Raw genomic sequence first — 16,765 nt, forward strand, 5'->3', positions numbered from 1 at the left:
GAACGCCCGCGACGCGGTGGTGATGGCGGATCCGAACCGCAGGGCAATCCTGTACCGCGAAGTAACGGACAACCACGTCTGTCCCCTCGGTTTGAAGTCACGCCATCTTCTGGAAAGCCGCGGATACACGGTGGAGGAGCACTGGCTCACCACTCCGGAAGAAGTGAGGGCGTTCAAGGCCGGACACCGGACGGAGACAACGCCCCAGACGTTCATCGGCGGCCAGAGGATCGGCGGCCACGCGGATCTGCGGCGCTTCTTCGGGCTGGACGACCCGGATCGCCGTACAAATTACGCGCCGGTCGCCTGCGTATTCATTACGGCGGCGACGGTCGCCTGTGGTGTCAGCTGGGCCTTGCTCGGCACCTCCCTCACCCTTCAGACGGCAGAGTGGTTCGCCGCGATTTCCATGATGTTGCTGGCCATGCTGAAGCTGCAGGACATCGAAGCGTTCTCGACCCTGTTCCTGAGCTACGACCTGCTGGCCCGGCGCTGGGTGCCTTACGCCTATGCCTACCCCTTGCTGCAGTGGTTCGCAGGGGCTTTTATGACAGCCGGCATCCTGCGCTGGGTTTCCGTGCCGATTACCCTCGGCATCGGTGCCATCGGGACTGCTTCCGTGGTCCGGGCGGTGCAGACTCAGAAAAACTGCGAACGCAGGTGCGCCTGCCCAGGCGGCACCACCAGTGTCCCCGTCGGGTTCATGCCCCTGCTGGAAAACGGATTCATGATCGGTACCGCTCTGTGGATACTGGCAAAACCGGGGATCATGGCGTAAAGCACAGTCAATGCTGAGGCACTTGCTTCTCTTTCTGCTGGTCCTTGGGCTTGCCGCCCCCGGCGTGGCGATCGCCGGCCATTGCACGCCCGCGCAGGCGGCGCCGTCCGCTCACGGCTGCCATGAGAACAAGGGGAAGCGCATGCCCGCCGGTGCTCCGAGCACAGTTCAGCGCGACTGCATCGGCTGCGCGACGCCGCCTCTCGGCAGCCCCATCGTGGTGACGACAGCCCTCACCCGAGCCCCTTACACGCTTCCGATGGACGACCGAGGCCGCCTCCAGCGCCCCGCGCGCCCGGCTACACCGCCGCCCCGCCCCTGACGGAATTGACTCACGTCCGCCTCACGCGCGGGCAAGTCTCAATCCATCAGGAAACACGAATACCATGCGACGTCACATTCTGCCCGTGCTGCTTGGCACGGTAGCGCTGCCTGTGCCTGCTCTGGCACAGGATCATTCCGCTCATCACCATGTGAGCGAGCCCGAACCCTCTTTCCCGGTTACCGATACATCCACCGGGCACGATCACGCGGCCATGAATCATGGAGATCATCACACCGCACCTGAAACGCCTCCCGCCTATACCGTGGGTTCCGGCACGTCGCGGCTGCCTGGGCTGGACGGCATGCACGGCGGTCTCCACGTGAACGCGGGAGAGTGGATGGTCATGGCCCACGGCTACGTTTCCGCGCAATACACCGACCATTCGGGGCCGCGAGGCGCCGACAAGCTCTATGCGCCCTCGATGGCCATGGTCACGGCGGATCGAAAGACCGCGTTCGGCAGCCTGCAACTTCGATCCATGTTCAGTCTGGACCCGCTGATGAGCAATCGCGGCTACCCGAACCTGTTCGCAACCGGTGAGACCGCAGGCGGCGAACCGCTGGTTGACCGGCAGCACCCTCACGACCTCTTCATGGAACTGGCCGCCCGCGTGGATTTCGACATCGGTGCGGCAAACGCCTTCATCTACGGCGGTCCCGTCGGGGAACCCGCGCTGGGCCCGACCGCCTTCATGATGCGGCGTTCGGCCCGGTACAATCCGGAGCCGCCCATCAGCCATCACTGGTTCGATTCCACTCACATCACCTATGGCGTGGTGACGACAGGCGTCGCAGCCGCCGAATGGCAGCTCGAAGCATCCGCCTTCCGGGGCGCCGAACCCGACGAGCAACGCTGGGACATCGAGACGCCCAGGTTCGACTCCTGGTCAGTCCGGGCTAGCTGGACGCCCAGCCCGAACTGGGTTTTCCAGACGAGCTACGGCCACATCAACGAGCCTGAAGCGATGCATCCCGGTCAGGACGAACGCCGCTTCACCGCGTCCGCTCACTATGCAAACGCGAACGGCATCTCCGCCATGGCGGCCTTCAGCAGCAAGGACCGCGAACCGGGCCGTACGCTGACGGCGTGGCTTGCCGAAGCGAACTGGGATGTCGACGCGGCGAATTCCGTATTCATGCGGGCGGAAAGCGTGGCGAACGACGAACTGTTTCCCGATCATGACGATCCCCGCCATGACCAGCCCTATCGCGTTTCCAAGATCCAGGCGGGCTATGCCCGTCGCCTGAACATCGAGCCGTTCGAGCTGGCGCTTGGCGGTTCTCTCAGCGCGTATATCAAGCCAGCTTCGCTCGATCAGGCTTACGGTGAAAGCCCTTGGGGCTATACGCTTTTCGCACGGCTTTCGCTTTGATCGCCAGCGGCGGTCAGGGGATCCGGGCCGCCGCAACCCTTCCGGCAGTCAGCCTTCGCGACAGCGGATGGTGCCATCGGCCATATAGGCGACACGGTCCTGCGCGTCATGAACGATCAGACGCGCAGGCCAGGTGTTGGCATCGCCTGTTCCGCCTGCATCGGGTAGTCGGGCGAGATCGACCCAGCTGGCAAGTCCCACGTAGGTCGAACGCGCCCCGCCGGGAAGCGTCGCGCTTTCGGTTCGCGCCGCAAAGCGCTTCAGGTCCGTTCCGACCCGCATGAAGCCTTCATCCTGCGCAGCGATGAATATGGGATCCTGCCCATTCTTGCTGAAGCGGCACCCGGGCCGGTCAAGCCCATAGCGCGTCACATCGGCCTGTGAGATCGGCGTCGGTTCGATGGGCTGGAACGGTTCGCGGCTCATGCGCTTCACGATGGCCACGTCGCGGGCGTCCGCCGCCGCCTTCTGCTCAGCCGCTTCCTCACCACATCCGGCCAACAGGGCACAGATCGCCAAGGCCACCGCTATTCTCGCCATCATTTTCGCCCACAAAAAGCTTCTCGACATCCTGATGGGCAAGCCTGACGAGGTCGCAGCCGCAAGCATAGCCCCAAGTCCCAGATCTTCTTACCCATGCACGACCATAACGCAGCGGACAGGAGGAAGCTCCAAATCGAAAAGCGTGGACGTGAACGCCCGATATGGGTGGGAAGCTGCCGCTCAACGTGACACCGTCGAGACCGTTACTCAGTGGAGGCCTGCCCTCGTGCTCAAACAGATTCTGGTATCGCTCTCGATCTTCCTCACCAGCCACGTGCCTGCGCAAGCATGCACGCTACTGAATTATGAGGCTCATAAAGAAGGACGAGCGCAACGAATTGCGCGCTCTGGCGTCGTGATTGATGGCATCGTGATTCAGGGTTTCAATGCACGCAAGCACAAACCCGAGATCATCAAAGCAACCAAGGTCTACATTGGTGACAAGGAGGGGGGAACCTTCCTGATTTCCAGAACCACAGCAGAATTCAAGCCGCCAGAGAAGGGTCATGTAATACTGTCTGGAGGGTGCGTGGATGACAGTCTTCAGCGCAAACGGTGGAAGCGTGGAGAACGGATCAGGCAGGTCGCGTTGATCCCCGCAGGGTATCCTCCCGAAGCTTCGACGGCCTACTATTTCGAGCAGCCACAGTCATCGTCCGACGCCGTTGCCCGAAGGGCACAGGAACTAGCAAGGGCGAACGGGCGCCTTCGCATACCACTCGGAGATATTTACCAGGATGTTAATCGCTAGCACCTTCATCTCTCGAAGTATTTGGCCCCATCCGTGCGTGCCCCATGGGCTCAGTTCCGGTGGGATGGCGCTGCACGGAGTGTCGTAGTTGGAGCGCGTGCCGCCGAATGGCTTTCGGCGGAAAGGGGTGGGAAGCTGACATTGAAAAATCACCTTCCCTAAGGCATGCATTGCCCATGAAGCAGCGCCTCATGATTGTCGTACTGGCGTTATTGGGGCTTGCCGATTGTCACGGGCCCCAACCGACGTACGAGGCAGATTGCTCCGTGCCACCTGCCTCATTTGGCACTGCTAAGGAGGGAATCGGCCATCTCACGCCCCTTGTTGAAGCCACTATTGACCACGCTGGCGCAATAAAATGGGCGGGAAGGTCCGTTTCGATCAGAGACTTTGAAAGCTACGTCATTCGGACTGGCGAACTACTCCCCATGCCACAGTTGATCCTCAACCCTTCTCCTGATGCGCCATGCGAGAGTGTCGAACGGGTGAGAACAATTTTGGAGAAGGCTGAACTCTGTAAGGCCGATGGGCGTTGGTGCAGCGAGGGACATGATCCAAAAAATTGGCCAATCGTCGGCGGGCCATAAACGCCTGCAATTGGGCGCGTGCCGCGGAACGGCTTTCGGCGGAAAGGGGGGTGGATTGCGACCTAATCCTACAGGACTTTGCCCTGCCGGTAGGCAACCTTTGCGTTGCCTTGCGCCTTAGTCCCGCGTTCCGTGACCGACACAGCCGGTATATGGTCGAGGCGCGTCAGGAGAATGCCGATGAAGTCGGAAACATCACGCTGGACGCCACTGGTTTCGACGTCAATTGCAAGAGAATTAGGATAGGTGCCGTAATTTCGCACTACAGCGTCCTCTCCGAAAATGCGCTGTGCAGCCTCGCGAATGAAGGAAGCCTGCTCTCGGGCAAGTTCACAAGGCATCTGTGACGGCATTGGTGGTTTAGCGGGCGGCATAGCCACCTCTTAGTGCCCCGCAGCGATGTCCGCAAAGGGGCGTGTTCGGTCAGGCCGGTTTTCTTCCCGAGCGGCGAGCACCGGACGGGCCGCTATAGAGCGCAGCCCTCGCCGCCCGGGATGGCGAAAACGGGTGGGTTTCTTCCTGAGCGCTTTCAGGTGACGGAATGCGTTTGCTGCCATGCGTTGTTCCGGTCACCGTTCATTGCTAGGAGCGGGGTTCCGATCCGCGAGAGGAGACCAGCTCGATCGATCAGCCTAGCTAGCTCGGTCCCTGATCTCGTGAATTACGGCCTGCACCCTACGCTCAAGACGTGGGGTATCGGCCAACGAATCCCGGAACACGTATGTTGGGATCAAAGGCACATTGCTGCCGCGCTTGCGACCGCGGTAGACCTTCATCGGGACTATTGCCCTCCCGAAACCGCTTGGTAAAGCGTCTTTGCGGGCGTCCATGTAGATCGTGTCTGCCGACGTCTCCTGTCCGACATGCACGGCTCCCAGCGCGAGCCACAGATCCGCAGCGTCGAGACAAGCCGACCCGCAACCGGGATCGGTTATCATAAGCACCGACCGGCGAATAACCGGGGCAGGGACAGCCGGACTGGAACTTACCTCGGGTGCACTGACGTTCGACCACATGGCCTTACCCGCCGCCAGCGCAGACTCCATGCCGGTGATCGTCTCTCGGAGCCAGGAGCGCATCTCCGGCGAGCTAGTGCTGGATGCATCCAGCGCAGCGGCATACTCCTTGAGTGTCGCTATGTTTGCACGCGATGCTCGCCATTCCACCCCGTCTGAGCCCAAGTTGACCGCGTCCACGGCAGCCTTGCCCCAGACGAGACGAGCCAGTTGCCGGCTCCAGTCCGAAGAACCACCATGATTACCGCGCAGGTCGAGCACGATCGCGGGCGCGTCGCGAAGAACTTCCGGAGCAGCGGTCAAATGCGCGATCAGCGGCACGAGTGCCTTGGCAGCGGGGCCTTGCGGGTCAGCTTTGAAGTCGCTGAGCGTCAGCCAGACTGTGCCGTCCGGGAGCGTCCGCATCCCAATCGGTTCGGCGGCTCTACTGAATGTCCTGGCCAACTGACGATCGCGCTCAGCGGGCCCAATCGGCGTCCAAGTAAGCTTTACCCGCGTTCTCCTGCTGCCCACCTGGAAGGTACACGTAGCGGGACGACTTACCCACGGATTGCCTTCATCGACAAACAACCTTCCGCCTTCTTGCATGCGAGTGGCTGCCAAAAACCAACGACCGCTGAATTCCCCAACATTAGCCGCTGCGAGCGCGTCGGCAGTCTTCCCGTCACAGTCAATTAGCTCAGCACCGAGTGGAAGAGGTGACGATGTGGCCCGCGTGACCACACGCTGGCGGCCGTCATAAGCGAAACTCGTCAGAAATCCTGGCCAGCGCGTGATTAGCTGGGGTAACTTTTTGTCCCGAGCACCGCCAAAGTCGAGATGACCGTCATCAAAAGCAGCGGCATAGGCCCGCATTGCAAACCAATAGCCTGCAAAATCAAGTGTCTGGTCGGCGCGCCGCATCGCAAGCGCGAGTTCCCGGTCATTCTGGCCGGCGAATTGCGGATTGGCGACGTCTGTCACACCCGGATGGTTTGCCGCTATGTCAGCGTGGAAAGCTTGGGCGTCCTGTCGGAGAGCGGCCGCCCAGTTAGTGCCGTCCGTCGCGCCGGTGAGCGTCAGGATCACTGCTGCGGCCCCTGCCGCCCCCGTTATGATTCTCATGTGAGCCAGTTAAGCGGCGAGCGCCTGCCCAAGCAAGGCGCCCCCGCAGCTCTCGCACGCAGGTCGTAACGAGACGTTTGCCATGGCGCGCCAGAAGCCACGGCAAACGGCCTCACTTTCGACCGAATAACTTCTCAATATCGCTGTGCGCCAATTTCACCCATGTGGGCCGTCCATGGTTGCATTGACCCGACCGGGGGGTCCGTTCCATTTCCCGAAGCAGCGCGTTCATCTCCGCAACTGACAGGGTGCGACCGGCGCGGACGGAACCGTGGCACGCCATTGTCGCCAGCACGAGATCGAGCTTCTCTCCCAGCAGCAAGGCATCCCCGTTTCGGGCGAGATCATCGGCGACATCGCGTACCAGGGCGGTCACGTCGCTCCGGGAAAGCACGGAAGGCACAGCCCGCACGAGCACGGCAGCAGGGCCAAAGCGCTCCAGCAGGAGGCCATGACGGGCGAGTGCCTCAACCTTATCTTCCAGAGCGTCGCATGCGGCTTCCTCCAGTTCGACTACTTCGGGCAGAAGCAACGCCTGCGACCGGTTCATCGCTTCCTCTGCCCCGGCCGCCTTCAGCTTTTCCAGCACCAGGCGCTCGTGCGCCGCGTGCTGGTCGACGATCACGAGCCCGTCGTCGGCCTCCGCGACGATGTATGTCCCGGCCACCTGCCCCCGCGCGACGCCGAGCGGATAGCGTAGGCCCTCCTCCGTCTGCTCGACGGCCGCCTCTGCTCTTCCGGAGGGCTGCGCCATAACTTCGGCCTCATAGGCACGCCAGACCGCCGGTGTCTCCGCCACGCGAGGCGCCGCGGTGCCGGCTGCGCTTCCACCGTATTCACGCGTGAACAGTGAACCTAGCGAGGGCGGGGGCCGGAGCGGCGGCGCCACCGGCTCGACCTGCCACATGTTCATGGCCGACGACTGTGGCGGCTGAGCGCTCTTCTGCCCTGCTCCCTCCAGGGCATGGCGCAGCGCCCCTACAAGGAAGCCTCGTATGAAAGCCGGGTCGCGGAAGCGCACCTCGGTCTTGGCCGGATGCACGTTGACGTCGACCTCCTCGGGAGGGAGTTCGAGGAACAGGGCGAGCACCGCATGGCGGTCGCGCGCGAGCATGTCCGAGTAGGCCCCGCGCACGGCGCCAACCAGCAGCTTGTCGCGCACGGGTCTACCGTTCACGAAGAGGTACTGATGGTCGGCAACCCCGCGGTTGTACGTGGGAAGGCCGGCGACGCCGGTGAGACGCGCAGTCCCACGCTCAGCCTCGAGCACGACCCCATCTTCGGCCAACTCGCGGGCCACGAGGCGCGCGACGCGCGCGGCCAATTCCTCGCGCGGCTGGACGGCAAGCACCCGTCGCCCGTCATGCTCCATGACGAAACCCACGTCCGGTCGCGCCATCGCCAGTCGGCGCACCACGTCGAGACAGACGGCATACTCCGATCGCGGCGAACGCAGGAACTTGCGCCGGGCCGGCACCTTCCCGAAGAGATCCTCCACCCGAATGCGGGTGCCGGGCGGCAAGGCTGCGGGGGCATCGCCGGCGACAGAACCATGATCGATTACCCGCTTCCAGCCTTCGTCTGCACCATGCGGCCGGCTTTCGATGGTGAGCCGCGCAACCGAGCCGATCGAGGGCAGCGCCTCGCCACGGAAACCCAGAGTTGCAACCTGTTCAATGGCTTCGTCGGGTAACTTCGACGTCGCATGACGCTCCAGAGCAAGTGCGATTTCATCCGGGCGCATGCCGCAACCGTCGTCCGTCACCTCAATCATGTCCAGCCCTCCGCCCCCGACGCGGACCGTGATGGCAGTGGCACCCGCATCGATGGCGTTTTCCACCAGCTCCTTGAGAGCGGACGCCGGTCGCTCGACCACTTCGCCGGCAGCGATGCGGTTGACCAGATGTTCGGGCAGGCGTCGGATCGTAGGCATGGAGATCTCGGCTATATCGCTTGTTCAGGCGGTTAAAGCGGCTGGAGCGGTGATCTCCGAGACTAGCGACGAAGTGCCGCTTATTCGAGACGGGCACGCGTCGTTTCCCCCCGGAATCGGGAACAAAATTTTGGCGTTTCGCGAATCGATCGGCTAAGGGGAGCGCTCTCACCCGCAACCCCCGGTCGCTGCTGTCGAGGGTGATTCGACAACCGATTGGAAAGAAACGGATTTTAGATGGCCGGCCCTTTTTCGCGATTCTTCAAACTCGGCTCCCAGAACATGGCAATCGACCTCGGCACGGCCAATACGCTGGTCTACGTGCAGGATCGCGGAATTGTACTCAACGAACCGTCGGTCGTTGCCATCGAAACGATGAACGGCGTGAAAAAGGTCAAGGCTGTCGGTGATGACGCCAAGATGATGATGGGCAAGACGCCCGATAACATCGAAGCTATCCGCCCGCTGCGCGACGGCGTGATCGCTGACATCGAAATCGCGGAAGAGATGATCAAGCACTTCATCCGCAAGGTGCATGGCAAGAAGAACCTCTTCCGCTATCCCGAGATTGTGATCTGCGTGCCTTCGGGCTCGACTTCCGTTGAACGCCGCGCGATCCGGGACGCAGCCAGCAACGCCGGTGCAAGCCAGGTCTACCTGATCCTGGAGCCCATGGCGGCGGCTATCGGCGCAGACATGCCGGTCACGGAGCCGGTCGGTTCGATGGTGGTGGACATCGGCGGCGGAACGACCGAAGTAGCGGTGCTCTCACTGCGCGGCCTTGCCTACACGACGTCGGTTCGCGTCGGCGGGGATAAGATGGACGAATCGATCGTCTCCTATGTGCGCCGCCATCACAACCTGCTCATCGGCGATGCGACGGCGGAACGGATCAAGAAGGACTACGGCATTGCCGTGATGCCGGCGGACGGCATCGGCGAGACGATCCACATCAAGGGGCGTGACCTCGTCAACGGCGTGCCCAAGGAAATCACCATTACCCAGGCCAATGTGGCCGAAGCGCTTGCAGAGCCGATCGGTGCCATCATCGAAGGCGTCCGCATCGCGCTGGAGAACACCGCACCTGAACTGGCAGCCGATATCGTCGACCAGGGCATTGTGCTGACTGGCGGCGGCGCCCTGATCCAGGGCCTCGACGATTATCTGCGCGAGGAAACCGGACTTCCGGTCAGTGTCGCCGAAGATCCGCTGTCTTGCGTGGCGCTCGGCACCGGCCGCGCGATGGAGGACCCGGTCTATCGCGGCGTCCTGATGTCCGCCTGATTGATCGCGAAAGCAGGTTCGAGCCAAGCGCCGATCCTGCTTCCAGAGGAGCGCGGCGGATCCGCTAGAATAAGCCGCCGCGTGAGTATGACAGGAGTGCATGGCGCATGGCACCGCCAGCAAATCGGCGCTCCGGCTTTTCGCGCAGGGCGCAGTATTCGACGTTCTTCCAGTACACGGCCGGCGTGATGGGCGCGGTGGTGGGGCTTGGACTGCTTGTGGTCTCGATCGTCAATCCGGACGCTTTTGCGACCCTGCGCAGCGCGGCTGCGGATCTTACCGAATCACCGGCGCAGGCAGCAGCAGGTACCCGACACACCGCCCGGAGTTTCGTCGAGGAAATCGGCGGATTTTTCCAGTCGGGCCGTGAGAACGCCCGCCTGCGGCGCGAACTGGTGGAGGCCAAGGTGCGTCTGGTTCAAGCCCAGGCGACCGAAGCCGAGAACAAGAGGCTCAAGCAACTGCTCGATCTCCAGGAGGACGAAGGGCAGACAATCGCCTATTCGCGCCTGGTAAGTTCAACCGGATCCAGTCCCCGGCGCTTCGCGATCCTCGGTGCCGGCAGCGACAGGGGCGTTGCCAAGGGCATGCCCGTGCGTTCGCAAATGGGTCTCGTAGGACGAGTGCTCGAAGTTGGCCTCTCCAGCGCCCGCGTGCTTCTCATCACCGATACCGAAAGCGTGGTGCCCGTCCGTCGTTCACAAGACGGGGTTCCGGCCTTCGCACAGGGCAACGGTGACGGCACGATTCGCATCCGCCTCGTCAATCTGGGGATCAACCCTCTGCGCAAAGGCGATGTGATGGTGACTTCGGGATCGGGCGGCCTCTATCGTCCGGGCACCCCGCTTGCCATCGTCACCGAACTGTTGCGGGACGGCGCCATAGCGCGCGTCCTCAGCAATCCGTCCAACACCGACTATGTTGTGGTCGAACGCGCCTGGGCCCCTGCCCCACCACCACCGCCGGCTGCGACCGAAGCCGGGGAATCCTGATCGTGACGCTGCTGTCCGGCAACGATACGGTGGTGCGGCAGAGGATCAACCGCAAGCCTTCCCGCATCATCGCGGGCGGGTTGCCCTGGTTCATCGTCATGCTTGGAAGTCTCGTGCCGAACTGGCTTCTGATCGCCTCGGCGCCGGTTCTTCCGCCGCTTGGTTTTCTCATCTTTCTTGCGTGGCGGCAGGTCCGTCCCGGTTTGCTGCCGATGTGGGCCGGCCTCCCGCTCGGACTCTTCGAGGATCTCTTCTCCGGCTCCCCTTATGGAACGGCCGTCCTCCTCTGGTCGCTGGCTGCAATCGTTCTCAATGACGTGGAGAACCGTCTCCCCTGGCGCAACTTCCTAACGGAGTGGTTGGTGGCAATAGGACTGATCGTGGGCTATATCATCCTGTGCCTGGGCATCTCCAACCTTGCCGGCGCCTCCGTACCTGTCCGCGCGACCATGCCACAGATTGTCATCTCCGTTATGTGCTATCCGCTTGTAGGGCGCTTCGTGGCCCTGATGGACCGTGTTCGGCTGACGCCCTTTGTGGACATGCGATGAAGTTTGATTTCCGGCGCCTGCTGCGTCCCCCCCACGTTACGGCGGGGACCCTGCGCAACAGTTTCGATCGCCGCTCCGTGGTCTTGGGCGCCATCCAGGGTGGCGTCGGCTGCCTTCTGGCAACCCGCATGGCTTATCTTTCGGTGTTCGAAAACGAGAAGTACAAGCTTCAGGCCGAGAGCAATCGCGTCAATCTTTCCCTCATACCGCCCCGGCGTGGCTGGATACTCGACCGCAACGGTCGCCCGCTCGCCTCGAACAGAGCGGATTTTCGCGTGGACATCATTCCTGAAAGGATGAGGGATCCTGCCCGGACAATCGCGGAGCTTGGCCGGCTGCTTTCGCTCGGTCCGATCGCCATGCAGGATCTTGAGGACAAGCTTGAGCGCGCACGAGGATTTGCGGCGGTCGAAGTCGCCTCCCGGCTCGACTGGGAGCGCTTCGCAGCCGTCAGCGTGCGCTTGCCTGACCTTCCCGGCGTGGTGACGCAGCGTGGGTATTCGCGCTATTATCCCACAGGGCCTTCGGTCGGCCATCTGATCGGGTATGTCGGCGCCGCATCGGCCGAAGAGTTCGAGAAGGATCGTGATCCCGTTCTCATCACGCCTGGCTACAAGATGGGCAAGGATTCTCTCGAAAAGTTCTTCGAAAAGGATCTGCGCGGCAAGCCGGGGGCCCGTCGGGTGGAGGTCACAGCGTCAGGACGCATTGTCCGCGATCTCGACACCCGCGAAGACGTACCGGGAAAGACGATCAAGCTTACCATCGATGCGGACATTCAGGACTATGCCGCCCGCCGCATCGGTCCGGAGTCCGCAGCCGTCGTCGTGATGGACTGCCGGACCGGCGACCTCCTCGCCATGGCCTCGATGCCGAGCTTCGACCCCAACAGCTTTTCCGATGGCATCGGCCGCCTCGAATGGAAGATGCTGTCCGACGACGATCATGTTCCTCTGCGGAACAAGGTTCTGCGCGGACTGTATCCGCCGGGTTCCACTGTTAAGCCGATGGTCGGTCTTGCGTTCATGGAAGCCGGTCTGGATCCCGATGAAAGCGTCTTCTGCGGCGGCGGACTTCGTGTCGGCAATCGCGTGTTCCACTGCTGGAACCGGCGGGGCCATGGCCAGGTCAACATGGCCAAAGGCATCTATCAGAGCTGCGACGTCTACTTCTACCACTTCGCACAACGGATCGGAATGGATCCCATCGCGGCAATGGCGCACCGCCTTGGACTTGGCGCGGAGTTCGAGTTGCCGGTCGCCGGGCAGTCTTACGGCACAGTGCCAGATCCCGCCTGGAAGCTGCGGAAATACAAGAAGGAATGGCAAACCTTCGATACCGTCAACGCGACGATCGGCCAGGGCTATTTCCTGGTTAACCCCCTCCAGCAGGCGGTCCAGGCGTCCCGCATTGCAAGCGGCCGGATCATCATGCCCCGCCTCATCCACGGGCATCAGCAGGATGCTGTCCCCTCCCTGGGAGTTCCCGAGGAGCATCTGGCGTACGTACGCCGAGCGATGTCGGACGTGGCTAACGGGCCGGGTTCGGCTCCGAACTCCAAGCTGCCTTTTCCTGACATCAAGCTGGCGGGGAAAACCGGCACGGCTCAGGTCGTCGGGCTGCACATCAGCAACGGCAAGGGCGGCTTGTGGAAGCACCGCGACCATGGGCACTTCATCTGCTTTGCTCCCGCCGAAAATCCCCGCTATGCCTGCTCGGTGGTGGTCGAACACGGTGGTGGCTCCGGTGCAGCCTACCCGATTGCACGCGACGTCCTGACCTACATCTTCGATCGCGAACTCGGAATGGCAAAGCTGACCGAGCTTGAGAAGAAGTGGGGCGGCACCGCGAAGGAACGGCTGGACGCGCGCTTTCGCGCCTATTCGGCCGAATACGGGGTTGGCGCGCCCAAGGTGTCTCCAGAGGAAGAGCGGCGAAAATTTCAGGGATTGCCGCAGGGCGACGATCCACGTCAGCCCATCAGCGAGGCGCAGTCACCCGCTCCCGAACCCGAGGCCGCCGCTTCCAGTCCGGCTCCGGCCTCCTCACCGCCCGCGGCGCCCGCCGCTGCAGGACAGACGCCATGAACCGCTCGATCGTTCCCGAGGCCGTTTCGCGGCAGCCCTGGTCCATGCTGATCCCGCTGTTTGCGTTGGTCGGCCTCGGCGCGGCGGTCCTTTACTCCGCAGCCGGCGGGAAGCTGCAGCCTTATGCCCTGAGTCACGTGGTCCGCTTCTGCGTGTTCATGGTGATGGCTATCGTCATTTCGCGCATGAGCCGGAACCTGTTCCGACTGGCCGCCTACCCTGTCTATGCGCTTATTCTGGTCCTGCTGGTGCTGGTTGAACTGATCGGCGCTGTTGGAGGAGGCAGTCAGCGCTGGCTCAACCTCGGCTTCATGACGCTCCAGCCATCAGAACTGATGAAGCCGGCGATCGTGCTGGTGCTTGCTCGCTTCTATGAGACTCTCCCCCACTCGATGACGGCCAGTTGGCGTGGCCTGGTGCCGGCTGCTGTCCTGATCGGGCTGCCTGCCCTGTTCGTCCTCATTCAGCCTGATCTCGGGACTGCAACGGCCGTCTGCTTCGGGGGTGTGGTAACAATGTTCCTAGCCGGGCTGCCGCTATGGTGGTTCCTCAGCGCGGGAGGAGCACTTGTCATCATCGCTCCCATCGCCTTCTTCACCCTGCTCCACGAATACCAGCGCAATCGCGTCCTGACGTTTCTTGATCCGGAAGCCGATCCGTTGGGAACGGGGTACCACATCACCCAGTCGAAGATCGCGATCGGATCGGGTGGCATTTTCGGCAAAGGCTTTGGCAACGGCACGCAAAGTCACCTCCAGTACCTGCCTGAGCCGCACACCGACTTTGTGTTCGCGACGATGTCGGAGGAGTGGGGGCTTGCTGGCGGGCTCTTCGTGCTGTTCGTTTTCGCAATGGTTCTCGGCTGGGGCATGCGGGTCGCTCGCCAGGCGCCCGATCGCTTCTCCTCCCTTCTCGCGGCCGGCATGACGGCCACCATGTTCTTCTACGTCATGATCAACCTGATGATGGTCATGGGGCTGGCGCCCGTTGTGGGCATTCCCCTCCCGTTCATGAGCCATGGCGGCACTTCGATGCTCACCAACATGATCTGCCTGGGCACCATCATGGCCGTTCACCGCTGGAATCGCGATCGTGGATCCTTCAGGTGATCTTTTTTCGCACTTAGGGCTTCCAAACTGAAAAACCCTCTGTATAGGGACGTCTCCGCCGCCGAATCGGCGGGGCCGCAAGGCCCTACGAGGACAGGTAGCGTGGACGCATAGCTCAGTTGGTAGAGCAGCTGACTCTTAATCAGCGGGTCCTTGGTTCGAGCCCAAGTGCGTCCACCATCCTCTTTACGCCCTTCGAAATCTACAGCAGGATCATATCCGTCTCCGCCCTGGGCGGCCTTCGGGTGTGATAACTGCCCGTTGTTGTTTCACGGCAGCAATTCGTTCAGATCCGCAGATTCTGTCACGATTCCATTTCCGCCGCGCCTTCCTTTCTGCCCTTTTCGCCATACGAGCTGTGGATAAATCCGTCTTTGCGGTTCGACCAGCCTTGCGTGAAAAGCGAGTCGAATCTAGAGGGCCCTCACCGGGCGACACCAAGCCCCGGCACGGCATCAGGCCGGTGTGGACGCATAGCTCAGTTGGTAGAGCAGCTGACTCTTAATCAGCGGGTCCTTGGTTCGAGCCCAAGTGCGTCCACCACCTTTTCCCCGATCGATAAATTGTCGTTAGGTTGAGCGGGAAGGATTGCCCCAGGTTGCCCCTTGGGAATAGTCCTGCGCTCCTCGACCTACCGTTCGGCAGATCGCGCTGGACCTTCGGCTCACCTTCTGCGCTTCGTCATCAGTCTCTACCGTGAGGCAGTGGGACGAAATCGGGAAAGTTGCCTTTGCCCGGCCCAAGGGAAACCCGTGCGAGGGGGTTGAAAGGAGGCACCTTACCGCGTGTCACCGCCCCCGGTAAGATAGTATATACTATCAGTTTGAACTCCGTTAGGCTAAGACGATCATGAGGCGTCAACGCTGAACGGACGTGAAGCTGGTTTGCCGCCAGTGGGCCCTCTGCAGCGAAGGCAAGAACCATGCCGTCGTGACATTGAAGCGGGGGGAACAGGCATGAAGGCAGCTATCTATCCGGGACACGGAGCGCCCGTCCTCATAGAAAGTCTGCCCGACCCTGCTCCCGGCCCGGGCGAAGTGCTGATCAGGGTGGCGCGTTGCGGCATTTGCGGCACCGATCTGTCGATGACGAAGGGTGGTGCATGGGACTTCGCCCCCGGATCGCAGTTCGGGCACGAGTACGCTGGCGAAGTCGTCGCTCTCGGCCGCGCTGTTTCAAGACTTGCCGTGGGCGACCGGATAGCCGTGCTCCCGTCGGTCGCTTGCGGTCATTGCCCTGGCTGCGCACACCAGAACAACGTCTTGTGCCAAGCCGCCGAAGGCAGTCTGATGCACGGCTTTGCCGAGTTTGCCCGGGTTCCCGAATCGCTCGCGGTCAAGCTGCCTTCGGTGCTCTCACTTACGGACGGGGCGCTGATCGAACCTCTGGCGATAAGCCTCTACGGCGTCAGGCATGCACGGATGCAGCCCGGAGACAACGTGGTGGTGCTGGGGGCTGGCACCGTCGCGCTTTATGCGATCTATTGGGCTAGACGTCTTGGCGCCGGCCGGATCGTCGTGCTCTCACGATCAGAGAGGCGCGCATCCCTCGTGCTGCAGATGGGCGCTGATCACTTCGTCACCTATGGTGACAAGGACGTGGCCGAAGTCATTGAAAAGTTGGGAGGAACGGCGGACGTAGTGTTCGAATGTGCCGGAGCGGAGGGAATGCTTGCCAAAGCCATCCTGCACGCGGGGCCGTTCGGCCGCGTCGTTTCGCTGGGCTTCTGCACCAAGCCCGACATGATGATACCGGCGCTGGCCGCTTACAAGTGCGTGAACCTGCAGTTCTTGGTCGGATACTCCATGAAGGAGTTTCTCTATATAGCCGATCAGATGGACAAAGGTCACGTCGACCCGAAGACGATCGTAACGAACTGTGTGCCCCTTGCCGATCTACCGGGAACATTGGACCGTCTGCGATCCGACAACCAGGAGACCAAGGTTCACGTCACGATGACGTGATTGAGGATCGGGCCGGCCCTGCCTGAGCCTTAGCGGGAGACGAGGCCGTATGTCCGCCGCAACTCCTCAACGACGTGGTCTTCGAGCGGATCACGAAATTCAATCCCCGCCTGGTTGCTGCCCAACCAACGTACGTCCGCCACGATACCTTTGAGACTCGCGAACGTCAGCTGAACCATCTCATCCACTCCCAGCTTGTCCGTGTTGCCGAAGATGCTGCAGCCACCATTCGAGATGTTGCCCACCTCCACCGGGAAGACGCTCCAGCTGGACTTGCGGCATCGCGCCTGAAGCAGCACCGGTCCACGCGCCGTCTGCCGGTGATCGCTGCCTTCCAGTATCATGAAGCCCCTTTTGCCCCGGCCATGC

At 62.1% G+C, this 16,765-nt stretch carries 15 protein-coding genes and 2 tRNA genes; 12 read left to right on the forward strand and 5 right to left on the reverse strand.

The window, feature by feature from the left end:
• Positions 1-22 precede the first annotated feature (22 nt).
• From QOL62_RS04790 to QOL62_RS04800, 3 genes are all read left to right on the forward strand, one after another.
• On the forward strand, positions 23-778 hold the full coding sequence (locus QOL62_RS04790; protein ID WP_283405387.1) for a MauE/DoxX family redox-associated membrane protein: 756 nt from the start codon (positions 23-25) through the stop codon (positions 776-778).
• Positions 779-788: 10 nt separating this feature from the next.
• The gene (locus QOL62_RS04795) at positions 789-1,100 is read left to right on the forward strand and encodes a hypothetical protein (protein WP_283405388.1); all 312 of its coding nucleotides are present in this window, start codon (positions 789-791) and stop codon (positions 1,098-1,100) included.
• A 64-nt stretch (positions 1,101-1,164) separates the two neighbouring features.
• On the forward strand, positions 1,165-2,475 hold the full coding sequence (locus tag QOL62_RS04800; RefSeq protein WP_283405389.1) for a hypothetical protein: 1,311 nt from the start codon (positions 1,165-1,167) through the stop codon (positions 2,473-2,475).
• A gap of 48 nt (positions 2,476-2,523) precedes the next feature.
• Here QOL62_RS04800 and QOL62_RS04805 read toward each other — a convergent pair whose 3' ends face one another.
• Entirely contained in the window at positions 2,524-3,015 is a 492-nt protein-coding gene (locus QOL62_RS04805; RefSeq protein WP_283405390.1) for a hypothetical protein, read from the reverse strand.
• Between the two features lie 229 nt (positions 3,016-3,244).
• On the opposite strand from QOL62_RS04805, the gene QOL62_RS04810 reads away from it, so the two are divergent.
• Positions 3,245-3,769 carry a hypothetical protein gene (locus QOL62_RS04810; RefSeq protein ID WP_283405391.1) on the forward strand — a complete coding sequence of 175 codons (525 nt, stop codon included), beginning with the start codon at positions 3,245-3,247 and terminating at the stop codon, positions 3,767-3,769.
• A gap of 655 nt (positions 3,770-4,424) precedes the next feature.
• Here the strand turns inward: QOL62_RS04810 and QOL62_RS04815 are convergent.
• The 3 genes from QOL62_RS04815 to mutL all read right to left on the reverse strand — a co-directional run bounded on the left by QOL62_RS04815 (position 4,425) and on the right by mutL (position 8,409).
• On the reverse strand, positions 4,425-4,730 hold the full coding sequence (locus QOL62_RS04815; protein ID WP_283405392.1) for a hypothetical protein: 306 nt from the start codon (positions 4,728-4,730) through the stop codon (positions 4,425-4,427).
• A 258-nt stretch (positions 4,731-4,988) separates the two neighbouring features.
• Positions 4,989-6,440: a S41 family peptidase gene (locus QOL62_RS04820; protein WP_283405393.1), complete on the reverse strand. Its 1,452-nt coding sequence runs from the start codon at positions 6,438-6,440 to the stop codon at positions 4,989-4,991.
• Positions 6,441-6,588: 148 nt separating this feature from the next.
• Positions 6,589-8,409, reverse strand: coding sequence for a DNA mismatch repair endonuclease MutL (gene mutL, locus QOL62_RS04825; RefSeq protein ID WP_283405394.1), 1,821 nt, complete (start codon positions 8,407-8,409; stop codon positions 6,589-6,591).
• A gap of 237 nt (positions 8,410-8,646) precedes the next feature.
• On the opposite strand from mutL, the gene QOL62_RS04830 reads away from it, so the two are divergent.
• The 8 genes from QOL62_RS04830 (at position 8,647) to QOL62_RS04865 (ending at position 16,396) form a co-directional block, all read left to right on the forward strand.
• Entirely contained in the window at positions 8,647-9,693 is a 1,047-nt protein-coding gene (locus QOL62_RS04830) for a rod shape-determining protein (RefSeq protein WP_103094580.1), read from the forward strand.
• A 107-nt stretch (positions 9,694-9,800) separates the two neighbouring features.
• Entirely contained in the window at positions 9,801-10,685 is an 885-nt protein-coding gene (locus tag QOL62_RS04835; RefSeq protein WP_283405395.1) for a rod shape-determining protein MreC, read from the forward strand.
• 2 nt (positions 10,686-10,687) lie between these two features.
• Positions 10,688-11,236 carry a rod shape-determining protein MreD gene (gene mreD, locus QOL62_RS04840; RefSeq protein WP_283405396.1) on the forward strand — a complete coding sequence of 183 codons (549 nt, stop codon included), beginning with the start codon at positions 10,688-10,690 and terminating at the stop codon, positions 11,234-11,236.
• Positions 11,233-13,323, forward strand: coding sequence for a penicillin-binding protein 2 (gene mrdA, locus QOL62_RS04845; RefSeq protein ID WP_283405397.1), 2,091 nt, complete (start codon positions 11,233-11,235; stop codon positions 13,321-13,323). The genes mreD and mrdA overlap by 4 nt, the downstream gene beginning before the upstream one ends.
• Positions 13,320-14,432 carry a rod shape-determining protein RodA gene (rodA, locus tag QOL62_RS04850; protein WP_103729824.1) on the forward strand — a complete coding sequence of 371 codons (1,113 nt, stop codon included), beginning with the start codon at positions 13,320-13,322 and terminating at the stop codon, positions 14,430-14,432. Before mrdA ends, rodA begins: the two co-directional genes overlap by 4 nt.
• A 104-nt stretch (positions 14,433-14,536) precedes the next feature.
• Positions 14,537-14,612 (forward strand) — tRNA-Lys (locus QOL62_RS04855).
• Positions 14,613-14,899: 287 nt separating this feature from the next.
• Positions 14,900-14,975: transfer RNA gene (locus tag QOL62_RS04860), tRNA-Lys, on the forward strand.
• Positions 14,976-15,388: 413 nt separating this feature from the next.
• Positions 15,389-16,396 (forward strand): alcohol dehydrogenase catalytic domain-containing protein, encoded by a 1,008-nt coding sequence (locus QOL62_RS04865; RefSeq protein ID WP_283405398.1) that lies wholly within the window; start codon positions 15,389-15,391, stop codon positions 16,394-16,396.
• Between the two features lie 29 nt (positions 16,397-16,425).
• Here QOL62_RS04865 and QOL62_RS04870 read toward each other — a convergent pair whose 3' ends face one another.
• Positions 16,426-16,740, reverse strand: coding sequence for a PilZ domain-containing protein (locus QOL62_RS04870; RefSeq protein ID WP_283405399.1), 315 nt, complete (start codon positions 16,738-16,740; stop codon positions 16,426-16,428).
• Positions 16,741-16,765: the final 25 nt, after the last annotated feature.

Origin of the sequence: Novosphingobium panipatense, assembly GCF_900182875.1 — a bacterium.
GTDB lineage: Bacteria > Pseudomonadota > Alphaproteobacteria > Sphingomonadales > Sphingomonadaceae > Novosphingobium > Novosphingobium panipatense.

What these genes read in the sequence shown, in the direction of transcription:
- QOL62_RS04790 (WP_283405387.1), top strand. Translation starts at nt 23, where the DNA reads ATGGCGGATCCGAACCGCAGGGCAATCCTGTACCGCGAAGTAACGGAC.
- QOL62_RS04795 (WP_283405388.1), top strand. Translation starts at nt 789, where the DNA reads ATGCTGAGGCACTTGCTTCTCTTTCTGCTGGTCCTTGGGCTTGCCGCC.
- QOL62_RS04800 (WP_283405389.1), top strand. Translation starts at nt 1,165, where the DNA reads ATGCGACGTCACATTCTGCCCGTGCTGCTTGGCACGGTAGCGCTGCCT.
- QOL62_RS04805 (WP_283405390.1), bottom strand. Translation starts at nt 3,015, where the DNA reads ATGGCGAGAATAGCGGTGGCCTTGGCGATCTGTGCCCTGTTGGCCGGA.
- QOL62_RS04815 (WP_283405392.1), bottom strand. Translation starts at nt 4,730, where the DNA reads ATGCCGCCCGCTAAACCACCAATGCCGTCACAGATGCCTTGTGAACTT.
- mutL (WP_283405394.1), bottom strand. Translation starts at nt 8,409, where the DNA reads ATGCCTACGATCCGACGCCTGCCCGAACATCTGGTCAACCGCATCGCT.
- QOL62_RS04830 (WP_103094580.1), top strand. Translation starts at nt 8,647, where the DNA reads ATGGCCGGCCCTTTTTCGCGATTCTTCAAACTCGGCTCCCAGAACATG.
- QOL62_RS04835 (WP_283405395.1), top strand. Translation starts at nt 9,801, where the DNA reads ATGGCACCGCCAGCAAATCGGCGCTCCGGCTTTTCGCGCAGGGCGCAG.
- mrdA (WP_283405397.1), top strand. Translation starts at nt 11,233, where the DNA reads ATGAAGTTTGATTTCCGGCGCCTGCTGCGTCCCCCCCACGTTACGGCG.
- rodA (WP_103729824.1), top strand. Translation starts at nt 13,320, where the DNA reads ATGAACCGCTCGATCGTTCCCGAGGCCGTTTCGCGGCAGCCCTGGTCC.
- QOL62_RS04865 (WP_283405398.1), top strand. Translation starts at nt 15,389, where the DNA reads ATGAAGGCAGCTATCTATCCGGGACACGGAGCGCCCGTCCTCATAGAA.
- QOL62_RS04870 (WP_283405399.1), bottom strand. Translation starts at nt 16,740, where the DNA reads ATGATACTGGAAGGCAGCGATCACCGGCAGACGGCGCGTGGACCGGTG.